Below are 17,139 nucleotides of genomic sequence, written 5' to 3'. Positions count from 1 at the left end.
CGGTGCTGGCCAAGCGGATCATCCCGTGCCTGGACGTGACCGGCGGTCGCGTCGTCAAGGGCGTCAATTTCCTCGAGCTGCGCGACGCCGGTGATCCGGTGGAGATCGCGGCCCGCTACAACGAGCAGGGCGCCGACGAACTGACCTTCCTCGACATCACGGCGACCAGCGACGGCCGCGACCTGATCCTGCCGATCATCGAACGGGTGGCCTCGCAGGTTTTCATTCCGCTGACGGTCGGCGGGGGCGTGCGCGCGGTCGCCGATGTGCGGCGGCTGCTGAATGCGGGGGCGGACAAGGTCAGCTTCAACTCGGCGGCGGTGGCGGATCCGGAACTGATCCGCGCGGCTTCCGACAAGTACGGCGCGCAGTGCATCGTGGTCGCCATCGACGCCAAGCGGCGTCAGGGCGCCGACGGCCAGCAAGGCTGGGACGTGTACACGCACGGCGGCCGCAAGAACACGGGCCTGGACGTCGTCGAATGGGCGACCCGCATGGCCGCGTTCGGCGCGGGCGAGATCCTGCTGACCAGCATGGACCGCGACGGCACGAAAAGCGGCTTCGACCTGGCGCTGACGCGCGCGGTGTCGGATGCCGTGGGCGTGCCGGTGATCGCGTCGGGCGGTGTGGGATCGCTGCAGGACCTGGCCGACGGCATCACCAAGGGCGGCGCCGATGCGGTGCTGGCCGCGAGCATCTTTCATTACGGCGATCACACCGTCGGTGAAGCCAAGGCGCTGATGGCGTCGCAGGGCATCCCGGTGCGCCAATGAGCACGTCCGGTGGTCGAGGCAAGGGTCGCGAGGGCCGGGATGGCCGGGATGGCCGTGATGGCCGTGACGGCCGTGACGGCCGTGAGCGCGAGCAGGCGCCGGATATCGACGGCCTGCGCCGGGCGGCCCGTCCCGGTCCGCGCGTGACGGTCGGCGACGGCGCGGTCAAGCCGCGTCCGCGCGAAGCGGGGCCGGGCGAGGTTCGCATCGTCGGCGGTGTCTGGAAGCGATCCAAGCTGCCGGTGCCATACGTTCCCGGTCTGCGTCCCACGCCCGACCGCGTGCGGGAAACGCTGTTCAACTGGCTGGGCCAGGACCTGGGCGGCTGGCGCGTGCTGGATGCGTTCGCCGGCAGCGGCGCGCTCGGTTTCGAGGCCGCGTCGCGCGGCGCGGCCGGCGTGACCTTGCTGGAGCGCGACGCGCAGCTCGCGAACGCGCTGCGCGCCAACCTGAAGCGCCTCGACAAGGACGGCACGGTGCCGATGACGATCGTGAACGCCGACGCGCTCGCCTGGATGCGTCGGGGTGCCGCGGGATCGTTCGACCTGGTGTTCCTGGACCCGCCGTTCGCCGAGGGGCTGTTCGTCGACGCCCTGACGGCCGCGGCCCCGCTGCTGGCCGAGAACGGGCTGATCTACCTGGAGTCGCCGGAGGCGATCGAGGCGCCGGCGGCGCTGGGCTTGTCCGTGTGGAAGGAAGGGCGGGCCGGGGCGGTGCATTACCGCCTGCTGCGGCGCGGCGGATAATCCCGCCCATGACCTCCCAGATCCTGCTGACGGCCGTCTATCCCGGCACCTTCGACCCGATGACCCTCGGCCACGAGGATCTGGTCCGTCGTGCCAGCCGGCTGTTCGAACGCCTGGTGCTGGCAGTCGCGGCGGGACATCACAAGAAGACGATGTTCAGCATCGACGAGCGGCTGGACATGGCGCGCCAGCTGGTGGCGCCCTATCCCAATGTCGAGGTGGTCGCGCTCGAGGGCCTGCTGAGCCACTTCGTGATCGCGAACGGCGGCAAGGTCGTGGTGCGCGGGCTGCGGGCGGTCTCGGACTTCGAATACGAGTTTCAGATGGCCGGCATGAACCGGCAGCTGATGCCCGAGGTCGAGACGGTCTTCCTGCCGCCGTCGGACCATTACCAGTTCGTCTCCTCGACCTTCGTGCGAGAGATCGCCACCCTGGGCGGCGACGTCTCCAAGTTCGTCTCGCCGCTGGTCCGCGAGCGTCTGGAAGAGCGGATCGCCAAGAACCGTGTGGAGCAGTAGGCCATGGCGCTGATGATTACCGACACGAGAGGCGGAAACAGGCAAGGCATGCCTTGCCCCGCCGAGCGCGGCAAGCGCCTACGAGCGCTTGCCGTATTCGTCGGTTGCTGGGAGGGCGCAGTATGGCGCTGATGATTACCGACGAATGCATCAACTGCGACGTCTGCGAGCCCGAGTGCCCCAACCATGCGATCTCGATGGGCGAGGAGTACTACCAGATCGAGCCCGGCAAGTGCACCGAGTGCGTCGGGCATTTCGACGAGCCGCAATGCGCGATGTTGTGCCCGGTGGCCTGCATTCCGGTCAATCCCGAGCACGTCGAGTCGCGCGAGACGCTGATGCAGAAGTACGTGCGACTGACCCAGCAGAACGCATGAGGCATTCGCCTACTTGAATGGGCAATTGAAGCGCCGACCGCCTCGGCGCAAGATCACCGCCTTCTGATTCCGGAACCCTTGTGAGCGTCGTGCCGATGCCGATCGCTGCGCCGGGATCGCTTCAACGCAAGGACGGTGGTGATGGCGGACATCCATGATGTGGCGGACTACTTGATCGTGCAGCTGAGCGAGGCGGGCGAGATGCCCAGCGTTCATCGGCTTCACAAGTTGCTCTATTACGTTCAGGGCTGGCACTTGGCGGTGCATGACAGGCCGCTGTTCCCCGAGCGCTTCCAGGCTTGGGTCCACGGGCCGATCTGCCGAGTGCTCTTCGACCGGTTTGCGTCGAGCCGCTCGCTCTACGCGGGTGTTGGCATGGAGGATGTGCGCGAGTGCTTCGCGGCCAGCAGCCTCACGCCTGCGGAACGCAATCACGTCGACAAGGTGCTCGATGGCTATGGCATCTATCCGACGTTCCAGCTCATGCGCATGTCAAGGGAAGACTCTCCCTGGCTGAAGGCGCGTGGGCGGTTGCCCATTGAAGCCCGCTGCGACGCGGAACTGGATGACGACGAGATGCGCAAGTGCTTTCGGGCGCAGATGGAGGAGACCGATGAAGTTCAAGCCCGTCTGTCGGTCGCCTGAACGCGGCTACCGACCATCTGAAGCCCGAGGGGGCAATGCCGAGACGACGCATCCGTCCACGCGGCGCAGGCGTACTTCGACGAATCCTCGGTGGTCTTTTGGCTTTCGGCTCTTCCGGGAGATCAAGTACTTCGGTTTCGACTCCGCCGAGATCGACAGGCGTTGGCTGGTCTCTGTTCTTCATCGGCTGAGCGAGCTCTCTGGGCTTCGTGTCCTCGATGTGATGAACGATCGATCACTGCGCGAGGGCACCCTGCGTATCCACGACATTGATTGGGCAGCCAAGAGTATTCCGATCCGCCCGGAGGATTTCGATTGGATCGATGAGGGCCAGCATCGACCAGGCAGCGAATTTGTCTTGTTGCAGATCGCGATCTCCAGGGCAGAGGGGCGATTGATCGGATTCTTCGATGCCGATGAGGTCTTCCAGATCGTGCTTTTCGATCCCCTGCACAACGCCCAGCCCAGCAAGTACAACGACTACAAGGTCCGGCTGTCCAAGCCTTTGGGCTGCGAGGTGACGGCGCTGCGGCATGAAGTGACGCAGGTGATGGCGAAGAGCCGGGATCGCGCCTGCGGATGCGAGCCCGACCTTGCCGCGGCGCTGCAATGGCGCCGCGATCAGCGTGGCAGCGCGATCGTGATGCCAGTCATCGACGGCACCGAGATCGAGGACGCCGACCAACTCATTGCCGAAGGTCGTGTCGGCAGTTATCGAGACATCTTTGCAGCCGGCCTCGTGGCTGTGTTGGAGAGACGTCTCGATAGCTGAGGCTGATGCCGGGACTCAGAGCGCCCAGCGCTCCGAGTAGGCTGGCGGTCGCGGCCACTGGTCGGCTTGAGGCGGCGCGGCGGGATGCTCCTGCGCCCACCGCCTCGCCAGCATCCACCCGCCATGGCTGACGACCAGCGCGCCGCGCGACCATGTCGAGGCGCGCTCCAGCAAGGCCGTGAGCGACTCGCCGCCCGCCGGTGCAAAGCGAGCGAAGTCGGCGACCCATGCATCGACCTCGTCTTTTGGGATCTCCGCCCAGGGCCGGCCATCCCACGCGCCGAAGTCGATCTCCGCGAGCGCCGCATCGACGCGATGCCGCCATCCCCAGCGTTTCAGCCATCGCCCCACGTCGGCACAACGCCGCAGCGGTGAGGTCCACACCTCATGCGGCAGGCGGTGCCGGCGGGCGTGGGCCTGGACACGCCGCGCAAGCCGCTTGGCACGGCGGCGTTCCACCGGCAGGTCGCAACGCGCGCCGACGCACAATCCCGTCGCCCCTTCGGGCCGCGGATGCCGCCAGACAGTGATATCGGCGCTGCCGTCCGCGCTCATGCTCGGGCTTACGCTCAGTCCGCCGGGAACAGCGGTGCCATCGCCAGGAACGCCAGCAGCGCGCCCAGCTCCACCACCTGCTGCGTCGCGCCGAGCGTGTCGCCGGTATAGCCTTGCAGCCGACGCTCCAGCATCGACTGCATGTAGAAGGTCAGCCCCGCGGACACCACCACGGCGGCCAGCATCTCCGGCACGTTTTCCGGCGTGATCCACGCGCCGGCGATCGTTGCGAGGACGACCAGCGCCAGCGCGATGATCAGGCCGGGGCCGGTGATCTGTGTCGCCAGCGGCTTGGCCTTGGCGTGTTCGGCGTCGCCGGCGTAGGGCAGGGCATGCAGCAGCCAAACGGGCGCCGCGCGCGAGGCCACATGCGCCCACACGATCGCGAGCATCGCGAGCGTCGGATCGAGGTCCGCGAGTCCCAGCAGCACCGTCGCCTTCAGGCCCAGCACGAGGATCAGGCCGAGCGCGCCGTAGCTGCCGATGCGCGAGTCCTTCATGATCGCCAGCGCCTTCTCGCGCGAGACCGAGCCACCGAGCGCGTCGCAGCTGTCGGCCAGTCCGTCCTCATGGAACCCGCCGGTCAGCCAGATGCTGGCGGCCATCGCGAGACCCACGGCGACCGTGGCCGGGAAGAGCTGCAACGCGCCCCACAGCACCAGCGCCGAGATGCCGCCCACCACCGCGCCGACGAGCGGGAAGTAGCGCGCGCACTGCTGCAGCCAGGCGGATTCGAACCCGACCCAGCGCGGCACGGGCACGCGCGTGAAGAACTGCAGGGCGATGAAGAAGAGTCGGAGTTGATGCATGGACGCGGACCGGGGAACCGGCCGCGATGATAGGGCGCTTCAGCGCGGCCGATCCCGCTCCAGCAGCCCCTCATACGCGATCGCGACATTGGCGCAGAAGATGTCGAGCATCTCCCGCCCGTCGTCGTCGAGCGGATCCGACAGCACCATGTACAGCAGGCTCTCGTTGCCCGAGTGCGTCCGGTAGTACCCGATGAAGCGCCCGTCCTCGAAGCTGCTCTGCCGGGTCGCCAGCGCGCGGTCCAGCGCCTCGCGCACGTCGGCGGGCAGGTCCGAGACCTGGGCGTCGGCAAGCAGCCCCTGGTACTCCGACGTCGCCGCCAGCACCTGCAGCCGGCCCTCCATGTGCGAGGCGGCGTACATGCGACTCGCGCACAGCCCTTGCGCCTGGTAGCCGAGCATGTGCCCGACCTGCTCCAGCAGCGCCGACGCGAAGTGGCGCAGGTTGCTCGAGTCGTGGATCTGCGTGATCGCGTCGATCGAGCGCCGCAGCGCCGCGCGCGATTGCGACAGGATCACGATGTCGCGGTACGACCGCAGCGCCGAGTAGAAGACCGTGATCAGCTTGCGCTTGGTCAGCTCGGTCTTCTCCTTGTAGTCGTTGATGTCGTAGGTCTTGATGACGTGTTCCTCGGGCGCCTGGCCCGGCTGCCCGGTGCGCAGCACGATGCGCACGTGGGTGTTGCGCAGCTCTTCGCGGACGAAACGCGCCACGTCGAGCCCGGCGTGCTCGGACTCCATCACCACGTCGAGCAGGATCAGCGCGATGTCCTGGCGGTCGCGCAGCAGGTCGCGCGCTTCGGCGCCGTTGTAGGCGCTGAGGAACTGCAGCTTCCGCCCCGCGAACTCGAAGTCCGCCATGACCAGCTGGGTCACCTGATGCACCGCCGGATCGTCGTCGACGATCATCACCAGCCACGGATCGAGCGTGCGCGTCCGGGTGTCCTCTGCGGGATCCGGCAGCTCGTCGGCGAACACCATGTCGGTCATCGGTTCCTCCCTGGCTGATTTTGTTGCGAGCCATTATCAACACCGGAGGTGACATGGGAAGACCGAGCCGCGTGCCGCGGCGGCCACCGGTGTGACCCTCGCACGACATGGGCGGGAATCCGTCGGGATCTCAGCAGGAAGGCTCGAGCGGCATCGGCCCCGTGCGGTCCCGGCCTTGTCGCGTGCGCTTGGCCTCGTACATGCGCATGTCGGCGCATTCCATCAGCGCCGTCGCGTCGCGCCAGTCCTCCGGACAGCGTGACGCCCCCATGCTGGCGCGCAGCTGCAGCACGCGATCGGCGTAGGCGAAGGATCCCTCGATCCCCGCGTGGATGCGCAGCAGCGTCGCCTCCAGCGTCGTCGGAGATCCCGCGTGGGTCAGCAGGATCGCGAACTCGTCGCCGCCCAGCCGGGCGACCGTGTCCGTTTCGCGCGTGGTGCTCGCGAGCCGGCGGCTGAACTCGATCAGCGCCGCGTCGCCGGCCGCGTGGCCGAGCGTGTCGTTGATGTGCTTGAGGCCGTCCATGTCCAGCAGCACGATGGCGATCGGCGGATCGCCGCGCTCGACCTCCGCGGTGGCGTGTCGCAGCCGGTCCATGAAGAGCGAGCGGTTGGCCAGCCCGGTCATGTCGTCGTGGGTGGCGCGGTGGAACAGGTCGTCGCGACCGTAGCGCGTGGCCCAGTACATCGCGGCGCCCAGCACCTTGGACATCAGGGACAGCACCTCCACCTCGCGGTTGCCGAAGTTGCGCACGCGGGACGAGAAGGCCTTGAGCACGCCGACCGGCGTGCCCTGGTGCGTCAGCGGCAACACGACCATCGAGCGCAGCCCGACGCGCCGGCAGGCCTCGATGTCGACGCGGCTGTCGGCGTCGACGTCGTCGCAGATCAGCGGGATGCCCTGGCGCAGGCAGGTGCCGGAGAGGCTGCCGTCGCGTCGCACGCGCACGCCGAGCTGATGGCCCGCGGCGCCGGCGACGGCGCGGTAGACGAGGTCATCGCCCTCGGCCAGCTCGATGGCGGCGCCGTCGGCGTCGACGAGTTCCAGCGTGCCGTGGACCGACAGCGACATCACGCCCGCGAGGTCCAGCCCGAGCTGGGCGACCTGGCTGTGGATATCGATGATGCGGAGTAGTGCTTCCCGGCTCGGCATCGACCGCCCCGAAAGAACTCGCTCCCTGGCCCACGCCGGCCTCCTCCGCGCGCGCACTGCGTGCATCGATGCGCGGGACCACCTGCCGTCGTGCCGCCAGTCTAGACCTGGCGTCGCCGCGATTCATCCCCTGTTTCCGGTGACGTTGCGGCGCGGCACCGATGGCCTCGGGGAATTTCCCGATGGAGGCCATGTCTTTACGCTGCGGATACGGGGGATGCGCAGAATCGCGCCCCATGTCAGAAAACAAATCCTCCGCAGCCGATGGGCTCCCCGCCGGCGTGGCCGCCGCGGACACGGCCGGCGCCCAGCCCGGCGCGCCTGCCCCGATGCTGGCCTTCACGCCCTATCAGAAGCTCGCCGCCGGGCTGATGGCGCTGCTGCAGTTCTCCGTCGTGCTGGACTTCATGATCATGTCGCCGCTGGGCGTGATGATCATGCCGGCGCTGAGCATGAGCGCCGGCCAGTTCGGCCTGGCCGTGTCCGCCTATGCCTTCAGCGCCGGCATCGCCGGGCTGCTGACGGCGGGCTTCGCCGACCGCTTCGACCGCAAGCGGCTGCTGCTGTTCTTCTTCTGCGGCTTCCTGCTGGGCACGCTGTGGTGCGGCCTGGCGACGAGCTTCCCCTCGCTGCTGGCGGCGCGCATCGTCACCGGGCTGTTCGGCGGCGTGATCGGCTCGATCGTCATGGCGATCGCCGCGGACCTGTTCCCGCCGGCGCAGCGCGGCCGGGTGATGGGTCTGCTGCAGGGCGGTTTCGCGGCCAGCCAGGTGCTGGGGCTGCCGTTCTCCATCTTCCTGGCGTCGCGCTTCGACTGGCATGCGCCGTTCATCGCGATCGTCCTGTTCGGGCTGCTGGCGGCGCTGGTGATCGCCTTCAAGCTGCAGCCGGTGAATGCGCACCTGGGCGCGGGCGGCACGGGACAGCACAGCGCGGCGCGGCACCTGCTGCAGACGGTGCGCATCCCGCGCCAGCAACTGGCCTTCGCGCTGACCGCGCTGCTGACCACCGGCGGCTTCATGCTGATGCCCTTCGCCAGCGCCTTCGTCGTGCACAACGTCGGCATCCCGCTGGACCACCTGCCGATCATCTACCTGATCACGGGCATCTGCACCCTGGTGTTCTCGCCGCTGATCGGCCGCCTGTCCGACCGCATCGGCGCGATGCCCGTCTTCTACGCGGGCTGCGCCATCACGATCGCCACGGTGGCCTTCTACACGCACCTCGGCCCCTCGCCGCTGTGGGTGCTGATCGTGGTCAACGTGGTGATGTTCGTGGGCATCTTCTCGCGGATGATCCCGGCGCAGGTGACGCTGGCCGGCGTGCCCGCGCCGGAGCAGCGCGGCTCGTTCAACGCGATCAACTCGGCGCTGCAGCAGCTGGCCGGCGGTCTGGCCTCGCTGGTGGCCGGGCACATCGTGCACATCGGCCCGGACGGCCACGTCAACGACTTCCCGTACGTGGGGTATGTCGTCATCGCGTCGACGCTGGTCGCGGCGCTGCTGATGCGCCAGCTCGTGCGCGGCCGGCCAGCAGCCGGCGTGCCCGCCGCGGTGAAGGCCGGCTGAGTTCATCCATCGATCCGTGAGGGAAGTCACGGATCGGCCGGCCTTCTTGCCGAACCGTCTAGAGTGAGCCCCCGAGCGGGGGGCATTGGTTACAAGTGCGGAACATCCGCTCCCTAGAATTCAGGGTTTTCACCAACCCGGAATTCGAGCATGTCCTTCGCGATCCGGCGCCTGAGCGGCGCTCTCGTCCTGTCCGCCGCCGCGCTGACGTCGCTGTCGGCCGCCGCCGCCGGCCCCGCGGTCGACACGATGGCCCGCATCAAGGACACCCGCGTGATCACGCTGGGCGTGCGCGAATCGTCGCGGCCGTTCTCCTTCGTCAATGAGCAGAAGCAGGGTCAGGGCTACTCGGTCGACCTGTGCCTGGCGGCCGTCGAGGAGATCAAGAAGGAACTGAAGCTGCCCGAGCTGAAGGTCAACTACGTGGTCGTGTCCGGCGCGGACCGCATCCCGAAGCTGCAGAAGGGCGACATCGACCTGGAATGCGGCTCGACGACCAACACCAAGGCGCGTCAGGAGCAGGTCGACTTCAGCTACACGATCTTCGTCGCGGGCATGCGCGTGATGATCCCGAGCGGCGCCAAGGTCGACACGATCAAGGACCTGGACGGCATGACGATCGCGCTGACCAAGGGCACGACCTCGGAGAAGCTGTTCACGCAGCTGAACACCTCCGGCGAGGCCAAGATGCAGCTGGTCCAGTTCCCCAACAACACCGATGCCTTCAAGGCGCTGCGCGAGGGCAAGGCCCGCGCGTTCGCGCAGGACGATGCGCTGCTGCTGGGCCTGGCGTCCAAGGACAAGGCGCTGGACAGCCTGAGCCTGGGCCAGATGGCGTTCTCGGTGGAACCCTACGGGATCATGATGCGCAAGGGCGACGCCAGGCTGGCCGCGGCCGTGGACCGCGCGCTGGGCCGCGTCTACAGCAGCGGCGAGATCGAGCAGCTCTACAACAAGTGGTTCCAGACCGCGGCGTTGTCGATCCCGATGAACCGCCTGACGCGCGACGGTTTCAAGCGTCCGAACCGGGAAGCCGGCGTGGCGATGCTGCTGGGATATTCGATCTGATCGTCGATCGGATCGATCCCTCCGGATCCTGGTGAACGAGCGGGCCTGCGGGCCCGCTTTGCATTTGAGCGCCATAAAAGATCGGGCTCGCGGGCGGGGGGGCGTGGCAAGACCTGGAACCGCGAGGTCCGGACGCACTCCCTAGCCCTTGGGGGACGCATTCGCGCGCATCGCCGGGACACTGCGCCCTTCCCGTTGCTGCAGGAAGACCATGCGTTGTCTCGAAGTCGTCCGTCGTTGTTCATCGATCCTTGGCCATGCGGCCTCCGTCGCTGCACTGGCCGCAGCGGCCGTCGCACTGTCGGCGCCGCTAGCGCCCGCGCTCGCGTTCGACGCTCCGCCCGGCTGGACGCAGCGCGTGCACGAGGACGGCCTGCTGCTGCAGCCCGCGGACCTGCCGCCGGGCAAGGTGATGCAGCTCTGGGTCGCGCCGCCGTTGGAGGTCGGGCGCGATGACGGACTCGCCGCGTTCGCGCGCATCAAGGAGCCGATGCGCGGCCTCGGCGCCGCGGGTCAGCCGGCGTGCAAGCCGCCGCAGATGCTGCAGGCCGGCGTGGTGCTCCAGAACTGCGTGGCGACCGTGAACGGCGCGCCGATCGAGACGCAGATCTACATGCGACCGTCGCGCAACGGCCAGCTCGAATGGATGCGCATCGCGATGTCGCAGGACGAGGCGCTGCTGCAGCGCTACGGCGGTGGATTGAAGACGCTGTCCTCGAAGTCGAACGAGTTGTGGCCTGCGTTGAAGGCCCTGGCCGGGGACGAGCGTCGCCAACGGGAAGCCGCCGAGCGGGCGGCCACGCTGGAACGCCGCGCAGCTGCCGATCGCGCGATCCACGTCGCGCCGGGCAAGGGCGTCGCGGAGCGCGACATCGCCTTCATGCTCTGGACCTGGTACCAGCCCAGCGGCGAGAGCCTGGTCGAGAACCTGCACCTGCTGCTGAAGGACGGCACCGGTTATCGCAACCTCGATCTTCCGCCGGACGAGTTCGACATGGCGGCGGCGCGTCGCTTCAAGCCGGAGCGCGTGATCCAGTGGCGCCGCAGCGGCGGCGACTGGCAGATCAAGGACCACGACGACAAGGACTGGCGCACGATCAGCGGCACGCCCGCGACGCCGGCCGCGGCGGGGCAGCGGATCGACGGCACGTACACGCACTCCTGGTACTCGATCCTGGGCGGCGGCAGCTCGCAGAACCGCTTCCATTTCGATTCGGACGGCAGCTTCGAGCAGACCGGCAAGTCGGTCTTCGGCACCGGCGCCATGGCTGCGGCGAACGGCGTGGCGGGGATCGCGACCAACACCTACTCGCGCGGCGGCAGCGCGACGACGTCGTCGGTCAGCGCCGTGGGCGCGGGGGCGGGCGGCGCGCAGCGCCAGCGACGCAATGGCGCGGACTTTGCGGGCCGCTATCGCCTCGACCGCTGGGCCATGGTCGTCGAGCGCGAGAACGGCGAGCAGGAACGGGTGCTCTTCGCGTTCAACGGGGAGAAGCAGCGGGCCGTGTTCATCAAGGACATGGGCTACTCGAAGTAGGCCGGAAGTAGGCCGCCGATGAGCGACGACGTCTTCGCGGGACTGCCTTCGACCGAACCGGATCGGTGGCTGCGGTCCCTGGGCCCATTCGCGGATGAGCAGGGCAAGCACTTCCGGCTCGCCATCGACTGCACGCTGGCCCGAGCGAGCTGGCGGGCGCGAAGGAAGCGCCTGCTGGCGGCGCTCGGGATGCATCGTGCAGCGGACCGGATCTCGCTCCAGGCGCGCATCGACATCGAGCTGTTCGCGATCCAGCTCATTCAAGGCTCGTCGATCGCGACGGTGTTCCTCGCGAGGATCTCTTCGTTCCGAGGCGTCCGCGTGTCCTCGACCTCCAACTGGAAGTGACGCCCGCGCAAGGCGTCCAGTACTACCTCCTCACACTAGCCACCGACGCGGGCCGTGCGGAGTTTCCATCGTTCGAGGCCGTCGTGCGGTGGCGCGCACCATAAGGCAAGACCTGGCTCCGGGTGACAGGGACTTGACGTCGGCCGAAGAGCCGCAGATGCAAATGCTCACAGGGAGAGGCGCGCCAAGGTCGGCAGAATCGCCCGCGGAGGGGCTCGAAGATGAAGCGGAAAGTCATTGCAGTGGTGGTTGTTGTGCTCGTCGCTTTGATTGGGTTCTGGCTGTACGGGCAACTCAAAATTGACTCCTGCTTGGACAATGGTGGCCGCTGGAACAAGCAGCAATCGGCCTGCGAGTACCAGTAGCGGCAATTCCTCTCGAAGCGCGTGACGAAGCCTTCGCCGCTGGCGGGCACGTTCCAGTCTCGCGCGATCTCGACGGCGTACTGCTCGTTGGTGACCGGGAAGAAGATCGGCTGATCCGGGAGGCGCGGCGGCCACCGGCGGTAGCCCGATTGCGCCACCAGCGCCAGCTCCCGCGGGCCGGTCGGCCGGAAGAGCGTGACGGTAGGGGACGTCATGGCATCACCTTCAAATAGCCGGGCGGCACGGCATCCGTCAACCAGACCCCGTTCTCCGTCCTGAAGAACTGATGACCGTCCCGGTGCATCCGGCCGGCGTCGACTTCCAGCAGCACGACCTTGCCGTAGCGTGAGCCGACCTGGCGCGCCGTGTCCGCGTTCTCGCTGAGGTGCACGTGGTGGCGTTGCCGCTTGTCGAGCCCCTCGGCGAGGATGGCGTCCAGGAAGCGCGTCGCCGTCCCGTGCAGCAGCGTCTCGGGCGGCGTCACCGGAGACAGGTCGAGCGCCACCTCGACCGAGTGCCCCTGGTTCGCGCGGATGCGCAGGCCATCCTCGCTGAAGGCGAAGCGCTGCTTGTTGTTGGTCTCGACGATCTCGCGCAAAAGCGCGAGATCCATCCGCTTGCCCGCGGCGCGGGCGCCGGCGATCAGCGCATCGACCGCCACCCAGCCGTTCTCGTCCAGCGTGAGGCCCAGTGTCTCCGGCTTGTGCCGCAGCGTCAGGCTGAGCAGCTTGCTCAGCGAGGTCAGTGTCTTGTCGTTGATGGTGTTCATCCCATCTCTCCCTTCCATCGGATTGTTGTTGTTGTCGTTGCGGTTGTCGTTGTCGTGATTTCCGCTTGTTCGTCGAACGAGTTGTATAGTGCAACTCATCGAAGGTTGCACAATACAACTCTCCGCCGACCCGATCAAGTGAGAACGACGATGACGACCGATGCTTCGCGCCGGAAACCACAGCCCGCGGCGGCGATCCCTCCCTTCCCGCTGCCGTTCACGACGGTCGACGTGGTGATCTTCTCGGTGCTCGAGGACCAGCTGCGCGTCCTGCTGGTGCAACGTCCCTCGAAGGACGAGGAGCCGTTCCCCGGCCGCTGGGCGCTGCCGGGCGGTTTCGTGGACGTTGATCGCGACCGCGATCTGGAGGCCTGCGCACGGCGCAAGCTGTCGGAGAAGACCGGCGTCGCCAGCCCGTATCTGGAGCAGCTCGGCAGTTGGGGCGGCAGGGACCGCGATCCGCGCGGATGGTCGGCGACCCATGTGTACTTCGCGCTGATGCCCGCCGACGGCGTGACGCTGGCCAAAGGCGCGAACGCCGCCGACGTCGGCTGGTTCGAGGTGGAGACGCTGCTCAAGCGCCCCCGTCTCGCCTTCGATCACGCGGCGATCCTGAAGACCGCCGTCGAGCGCTTGCGCGGCAAGGTGGAGTACACCTCGCTGCCCGCGTTCCTGTTGCCCGCGGCCTTCACGCTGCCGCAGTTGCAGCGGATGTACGAGGTCGTGCTGGGCCGGCCGGTCGACAAGAGCGGATTCCGGACGCGGATGCTCGCGGCCGGATTCCTGGAGGAGGCCGGACCGATGGCCGGCGACGCCAAGCGCGCCGCGATGGGCTATCGCCTGCGGGACCGCAAGAGCGCGGTGGTGTTCCCGCGGACCTTCAGTCCGCGACAGGGGGAGTGAGATGACGACATCGACACAAGCGCTTCGCCGCGATCGGGCGCTCGGGGCCTTGCTGGGGCTGGCCTGCGGCGACGCTGTCGGCACCACCGTGGAGTTCGAGGCGCGCGGCAGCTTCGCGCCGGTCACCGACATGGTGGGCGGCGGCCCTTTCTCGCTCGCCGCCGGGCAATGGACGGATGACACGTCGATGGCGCTGTGCCTTGCGACCAGCCTGGTCCATCGCGACGGATTCGATCCGGTCGATCAGATGAACCGCTACGTCAACTGGTGGCAATGGGGTTACCTGAGCAGCACCGGTGAATGCTTCGACATCGGCCTCACCACCGCCAAGGCCTTGCAGCGCTACCAGGTCTCGGGCGATCCGTACGCGGGCGACACCGATCCACGCAGCGCCGGCAACGGCTCGTTGATGCGGCTCGCGCCGGTGGCGCTGCATTTCCTGTCGGACCGCGCGGCGTTGCGGCGGAACGCCCGTTTGAGCTCGATGACCACCCATGCCGCCATCGAGGCGGTCGACGCGTGCGAGCTGTTCGCGGACCTGCTGGCACGCGCCATCGACGGCGACGCGAAGGCCTCGTTGTGGGCCTCGCCGCGGGACGCGCACCTGAGTCCGACGGTCCGCATGGCCGCCGATCCGTCGCTGCGCGACAAGACCGTCGACCAGATCAGAAGTTCCGGCTATTGCATCGACTCGCTCGAAGCGGCGATGTGGTGCTTCGCGCGATCGTCCTCCTTCGAGGCAACGATCCTGACTGCCGCCAATCTCGGGGGCGATGCCGACACGGTCGCTGCGATCGCGGGGCAACTGGCAGGCGCACATTACGGCGCATCGGCGATTCCCGCGCGATGGCTGGAACGGCTCGCGATGCGCGGCGAGATCGAGCGCCTGGCCGAGGCGCTGCTGACGACGGTTCCGGGCTGAACGCAGGCCGCCGCGCGCGGCCTCATCCTTGCAGGAACGGCTGGAGCCACCGTTCGAATTCGTCCTGCCACTCGCGCTGAGCGGCCTCGAGGATCGCCTCCGGATCGTCGACCGGCGCCAGCTGCAGCTGCGCCCGCAGCCAGTCGATGTAGGCGTCGAGCCCCTCGCTCTTGCGGTAGTGGTGCTCGCTGCGGAAGTAGTGGATGCGGTCGAAGTCGATGCGCGGCTCCGCGTCGCAGCTGCTGACGCGCAGCAACTCGCGCACATCGCGCGCGACGATCCATTCGCCGCCTTCGTCGCCGAAGGCCACCACCGGCCATCGGTCCGGCATCGGCGCTTGCGACGGGTCCGGATTCCACAGCGCATAGAACGATCCCGACGCGGTCGCCCGCGCGAACGGGATCAGCCGGGACAGGAAGGCGGGATCCTCCGACCAGCCGTATCGCAGGCCGTCGTGGTCGTCGTCGGTGAGCGTCAGCGCGGCGGAGTAGTTGCCATCGCCGACGTCATTCTGGAAGCGCAGCAGCGCGAGCAGGGACTCGGGAACGGGCAGGTCGCCGAAGGGCGCGGCGAAGTCGGTGGGATCGATCATGGGAGGAGCGGGGAGTCGGTACAACGACCGGCTGGACCCGGCCAACCCCGCCGCTCTGGACAGCAGCGGAGCCGCCGCGAATCTAGCGCCCATCGGCCTTCCCGGGACGTGACCTTCGGCCACTTCCGCGCCCATGTCCCCTGACCCGGCGTCGCACGCGGATCGTGCGCGCGTGCACCACGACGTGCGTGGTGGCGGTGCGCTTCACCAGGCTTGTGCCGCCGGCGTCCCCTGGTGATATCGCATCTGCCACCCCTCCGCCGTCTTCAGCCAGAGCGAAGACCGCAGCGTGTGATGAACCAGCGAACCGTCTTCCTGCCGATGCGCCGAACGGTAGGTCAGCAACGCCGCGTCGGGGGCGAGCGGCGCGATGCGGAACTCGTCCGGCACGACCTTCGGCGGCTCGTGGTCGTCGGCAAGCCAGCGGATGATGGTCTCGCGGTCGTACTGGCGGCCGGAGCGGCCGACCTCGTGGAAGTCCGGATGCAGCAGCTGCGACAGCCGCTCGGCGCTGCAGCGCACGCCGGGGTGGTGGAGCTCGACCTCCAGCGCGCGGAGCGTGTCGAGCAACGAGCGCTCGGTGTTGGACATGGCGGTTCGAATCCTTGTGGAGCCGCGAGCATAGCGTCGGCTGCCCGCCTGACCGCTCGCGGAAGCGGGGTCAGGTCTTGTCGCTCACGCCCGCCGAATCGAAGTTCGCCATCTCGCCCAGCACGCGGCAGGCCGATTCCAGCAGCGGCCAGGCCAGCGCCGCGCCGGAGCCTTCGCCCAGGCGCAGGCCCAGGTCCAGCAGCGGCTGCGCCTGCAGCGTGTCCAGCATCAGGCGGTGGCCCTGCTCGTTGGAGCGGTGCGCGAAGATGCAGCGCTCCAGCACCGCCGGTTGCAGCCTCGCGGCCACCAGCACCGCCGCGCCGGTGATGAAGCCGTCGACGACGATCACCCGGCGTTCCAGCGCCGCCTGCAGCACCGCGCCGACCATCATCGCGATCTCCAGCCCGCCCAGCGCGGCCAGCGCCGCCAGCGGCTCGATCGCGCGCGGATGCTTCTCCAGCACGCGCGCCAGCACGCCCAGCTTGTGACGCAGCTGCGCGTCGTCCAGGCCGGTGCCGCGACCCACGCAGTCGGCCAGCGCGAATCCGCCCAGACGCGACAGCAGCAGCGCCGCCGACGAGGTGTTGCCGATGCCCATCTCGCCCAGCAGCAGCGCATTGCCCGGCCGCTTCTGCAGCAGCGTCTTGCCGGCGGCGATGGCGGTCGCGCACTCGTCGACCGTCATCGCCGGGCCCTCCAGCATGTCGCGACTGCCCATCGCGATCTTCGCGATCAGCAGGCCCGGGCGCGGCTCGAAGCTGTGGCGCACGCCGGCGTCGACGACGCTCAACTGCAGCCCGTGCTGGCGCGCCAGCACGGAGACCGCCGCGCCGCCGGCCAGGAAGTTCTCCACCATCTGCCAGGTCACGTCCGACGGGAAGGCCGACACGCCGTGCGCCGCCAGCCCGTGGTCGGCCGCGAAGACCATCATCTGCGGGTCCACCAGCTTGGGTTGCTCGGTGCCCAGGATCAGCCCCAGACGCATCATCAGGCCCTCCAGCCGGCCCAACGAACCCAGCGGCTTGGTCTTGCGGTCGATGCGGTGCTGAAGCGCCGACGCCAGCGCCGCATCGTGCAACGAGGGGATCGAGGGAATCAGGTCTTGCTTGGTCATGGGACTTCTCGGGACATCAGAGGG

At 68.3% G+C, this 17,139-nt stretch carries 21 protein-coding genes; 12 read left to right on the top strand and 9 right to left on the bottom strand.

The window, feature by feature from the left end:
- Positions 1–2 precede the first annotated feature (2 nt).
- From hisF to ACQ4L4_RS16370, 6 genes are all read left to right on the top strand, one after another.
- Complete coding sequence (gene hisF, locus ACQ4L4_RS16395; RefSeq protein ID WP_431099999.1) at positions 3–773, top strand: imidazole glycerol phosphate synthase subunit HisF; 771 nt, start codon at positions 3–5, stop codon at positions 771–773.
- Between the two features lie 143 nt (positions 774–916).
- Complete coding sequence (rsmD, locus tag ACQ4L4_RS16390; protein ID WP_431104950.1) at positions 917–1,519, top strand: 16S rRNA (guanine(966)-N(2))-methyltransferase RsmD; 603 nt, start codon at positions 917–919, stop codon at positions 1,517–1,519.
- 8 nt (positions 1,520–1,527) lie between these two features.
- Positions 1,528–2,037, top strand: coding sequence for a pantetheine-phosphate adenylyltransferase (gene coaD, locus ACQ4L4_RS16385; RefSeq protein WP_377160615.1), 510 nt, complete (start codon positions 1,528–1,530; stop codon positions 2,035–2,037).
- A 122-nt stretch (positions 2,038–2,159) separates the two neighbouring features.
- Entirely contained in the window at positions 2,160–2,414 is a 255-nt protein-coding gene (locus ACQ4L4_RS16380; RefSeq protein ID WP_431099998.1) for a YfhL family 4Fe-4S dicluster ferredoxin, read from the top strand.
- Positions 2,415–2,555: 141 nt separating this feature from the next.
- Positions 2,556–3,059: a Panacea domain-containing protein gene (locus tag ACQ4L4_RS16375; protein WP_431099996.1), complete on the top strand. Its 504-nt coding sequence runs from the start codon at positions 2,556–2,558 to the stop codon at positions 3,057–3,059.
- Positions 3,028–3,831, top strand: a complete 804-nt coding sequence (locus ACQ4L4_RS16370) for a hypothetical protein (RefSeq protein WP_431099995.1) — start codon at positions 3,028–3,030, stop codon at positions 3,829–3,831. Before ACQ4L4_RS16375 ends, ACQ4L4_RS16370 begins: the two co-directional genes overlap by 32 nt.
- Positions 3,832–3,846: 15 nt before the next feature.
- Here the strand turns inward: ACQ4L4_RS16370 and ACQ4L4_RS16365 are convergent, their stop codons facing one another.
- From ACQ4L4_RS16365 to ACQ4L4_RS16350, 4 genes are all read right to left on the bottom strand, one after another.
- Entirely contained in the window at positions 3,847–4,386 is a 540-nt protein-coding gene (locus ACQ4L4_RS16365) for a histidine phosphatase family protein (RefSeq protein ID WP_431099994.1), read from the bottom strand.
- Between the two features lie 14 nt (positions 4,387–4,400).
- Complete coding sequence (locus tag ACQ4L4_RS16360) at positions 4,401–5,195, bottom strand: adenosylcobinamide-GDP ribazoletransferase (RefSeq protein WP_431099992.1); 795 nt, start codon at positions 5,193–5,195, stop codon at positions 4,401–4,403.
- 39 nt (positions 5,196–5,234) lie between these two features.
- Positions 5,235–6,185 carry a DUF3369 domain-containing protein gene (locus tag ACQ4L4_RS16355; protein WP_431099991.1) on the bottom strand — a complete coding sequence of 317 codons (951 nt, stop codon included), beginning with the start codon at positions 6,183–6,185 and terminating at the stop codon, positions 5,235–5,237.
- A 130-nt stretch (positions 6,186–6,315) separates the two neighbouring features.
- A complete protein-coding gene (locus tag ACQ4L4_RS16350) occupies positions 6,316–7,338 on the bottom strand; it encodes a diguanylate cyclase domain-containing protein (protein WP_431099989.1) in 1,023 nt (340 codons plus the stop codon).
- Positions 7,339–7,574: 236 nt separating this feature from the next.
- Between ACQ4L4_RS16350 and ACQ4L4_RS16345 the strand changes: the two genes are divergently transcribed.
- From ACQ4L4_RS16345 to ACQ4L4_RS16330, 4 genes are all read left to right on the top strand, one after another.
- Positions 7,575–8,906: an MFS transporter gene (locus ACQ4L4_RS16345; protein ID WP_431099987.1), complete on the top strand. Its 1,332-nt coding sequence runs from the start codon at positions 7,575–7,577 to the stop codon at positions 8,904–8,906.
- A gap of 150 nt (positions 8,907–9,056) precedes the next feature.
- Positions 9,057–9,974 (top strand): amino acid ABC transporter substrate-binding protein, encoded by a 918-nt coding sequence (locus tag ACQ4L4_RS16340; RefSeq protein ID WP_431099986.1) that lies wholly within the window; start codon positions 9,057–9,059, stop codon positions 9,972–9,974.
- Positions 9,975–10,185: 211 nt separating this feature from the next.
- Positions 10,186–11,511 carry a hypothetical protein gene (locus ACQ4L4_RS16335; RefSeq protein ID WP_431099985.1) on the top strand — a complete coding sequence of 442 codons (1,326 nt, stop codon included), beginning with the start codon at positions 10,186–10,188 and terminating at the stop codon, positions 11,509–11,511.
- An 18-nt stretch (positions 11,512–11,529) separates the two neighbouring features.
- Entirely contained in the window at positions 11,530–11,859 is a 330-nt protein-coding gene (locus tag ACQ4L4_RS16330) for a hypothetical protein (RefSeq protein ID WP_431099984.1), read from the top strand.
- Positions 11,860–11,881: 22 nt separating this feature from the next.
- On the opposite strand, the gene ACQ4L4_RS16325 is transcribed toward ACQ4L4_RS16330, so the two are convergent.
- On the bottom strand, positions 11,882–12,439 hold the full coding sequence (locus ACQ4L4_RS16325; protein ID WP_431099983.1) for a hypothetical protein: 558 nt from the start codon (positions 12,437–12,439) through the stop codon (positions 11,882–11,884).
- A complete protein-coding gene (locus tag ACQ4L4_RS16320; protein WP_431099982.1) occupies positions 12,436–12,993 on the bottom strand; it encodes an RNA 2'-phosphotransferase in 558 nt (185 codons plus the stop codon). Before ACQ4L4_RS16320 ends, ACQ4L4_RS16325 begins: the two co-directional genes overlap by 4 nt.
- Before the next feature lie 150 nt (positions 12,994–13,143).
- Here ACQ4L4_RS16320 and ACQ4L4_RS16315 point away from each other — a divergent pair, with 150 nt between their 5' ends.
- Together ACQ4L4_RS16315 and ACQ4L4_RS16310 are read left to right on the top strand one after the other, a co-directional pair.
- The gene (locus tag ACQ4L4_RS16315) at positions 13,144–13,896 is read left to right on the top strand and encodes an NUDIX hydrolase (protein ID WP_431099981.1); all 753 of its coding nucleotides are present in this window, start codon (positions 13,144–13,146) and stop codon (positions 13,894–13,896) included.
- Between the two features lies 1 nt (position 13,897).
- Complete coding sequence (locus ACQ4L4_RS16310; protein ID WP_431099980.1) at positions 13,898–14,818, top strand: ADP-ribosylglycohydrolase family protein; 921 nt, start codon at positions 13,898–13,900, stop codon at positions 14,816–14,818.
- A gap of 22 nt (positions 14,819–14,840) precedes the next feature.
- Here ACQ4L4_RS16310 and ACQ4L4_RS16305 read toward each other — a convergent pair whose 3' ends face one another.
- From ACQ4L4_RS16305 to cobT, 3 genes are all read right to left on the bottom strand, one after another.
- Positions 14,841–15,410, bottom strand: coding sequence for a hypothetical protein (locus ACQ4L4_RS16305; protein ID WP_431099979.1), 570 nt, complete (start codon positions 15,408–15,410; stop codon positions 14,841–14,843).
- Positions 15,411–15,614: 204 nt separating this feature from the next.
- Positions 15,615–16,001 (bottom strand): DUF4440 domain-containing protein, encoded by a 387-nt coding sequence (locus tag ACQ4L4_RS16300; RefSeq protein WP_431099978.1) that lies wholly within the window; start codon positions 15,999–16,001, stop codon positions 15,615–15,617.
- Positions 16,002–16,071: 70 nt separating this feature from the next.
- The gene (gene cobT / locus ACQ4L4_RS16295) at positions 16,072–17,115 is read right to left on the bottom strand and encodes a nicotinate-nucleotide--dimethylbenzimidazole phosphoribosyltransferase (protein WP_431099977.1); all 1,044 of its coding nucleotides are present in this window, start codon (positions 17,113–17,115) and stop codon (positions 16,072–16,074) included.
- Positions 17,116–17,139: the final 24 nt, after the last annotated feature.

It is taken from the genome of Roseateles noduli (assembly GCF_050626985.1).
GTDB lineage: Bacteria > Pseudomonadota > Gammaproteobacteria > Burkholderiales > Burkholderiaceae_C > Roseateles > Roseateles noduli_A.
Note: the sequence above shows the minus strand (reverse complement) of the source record. Positions and strands in the feature narration are given on the sequence as shown.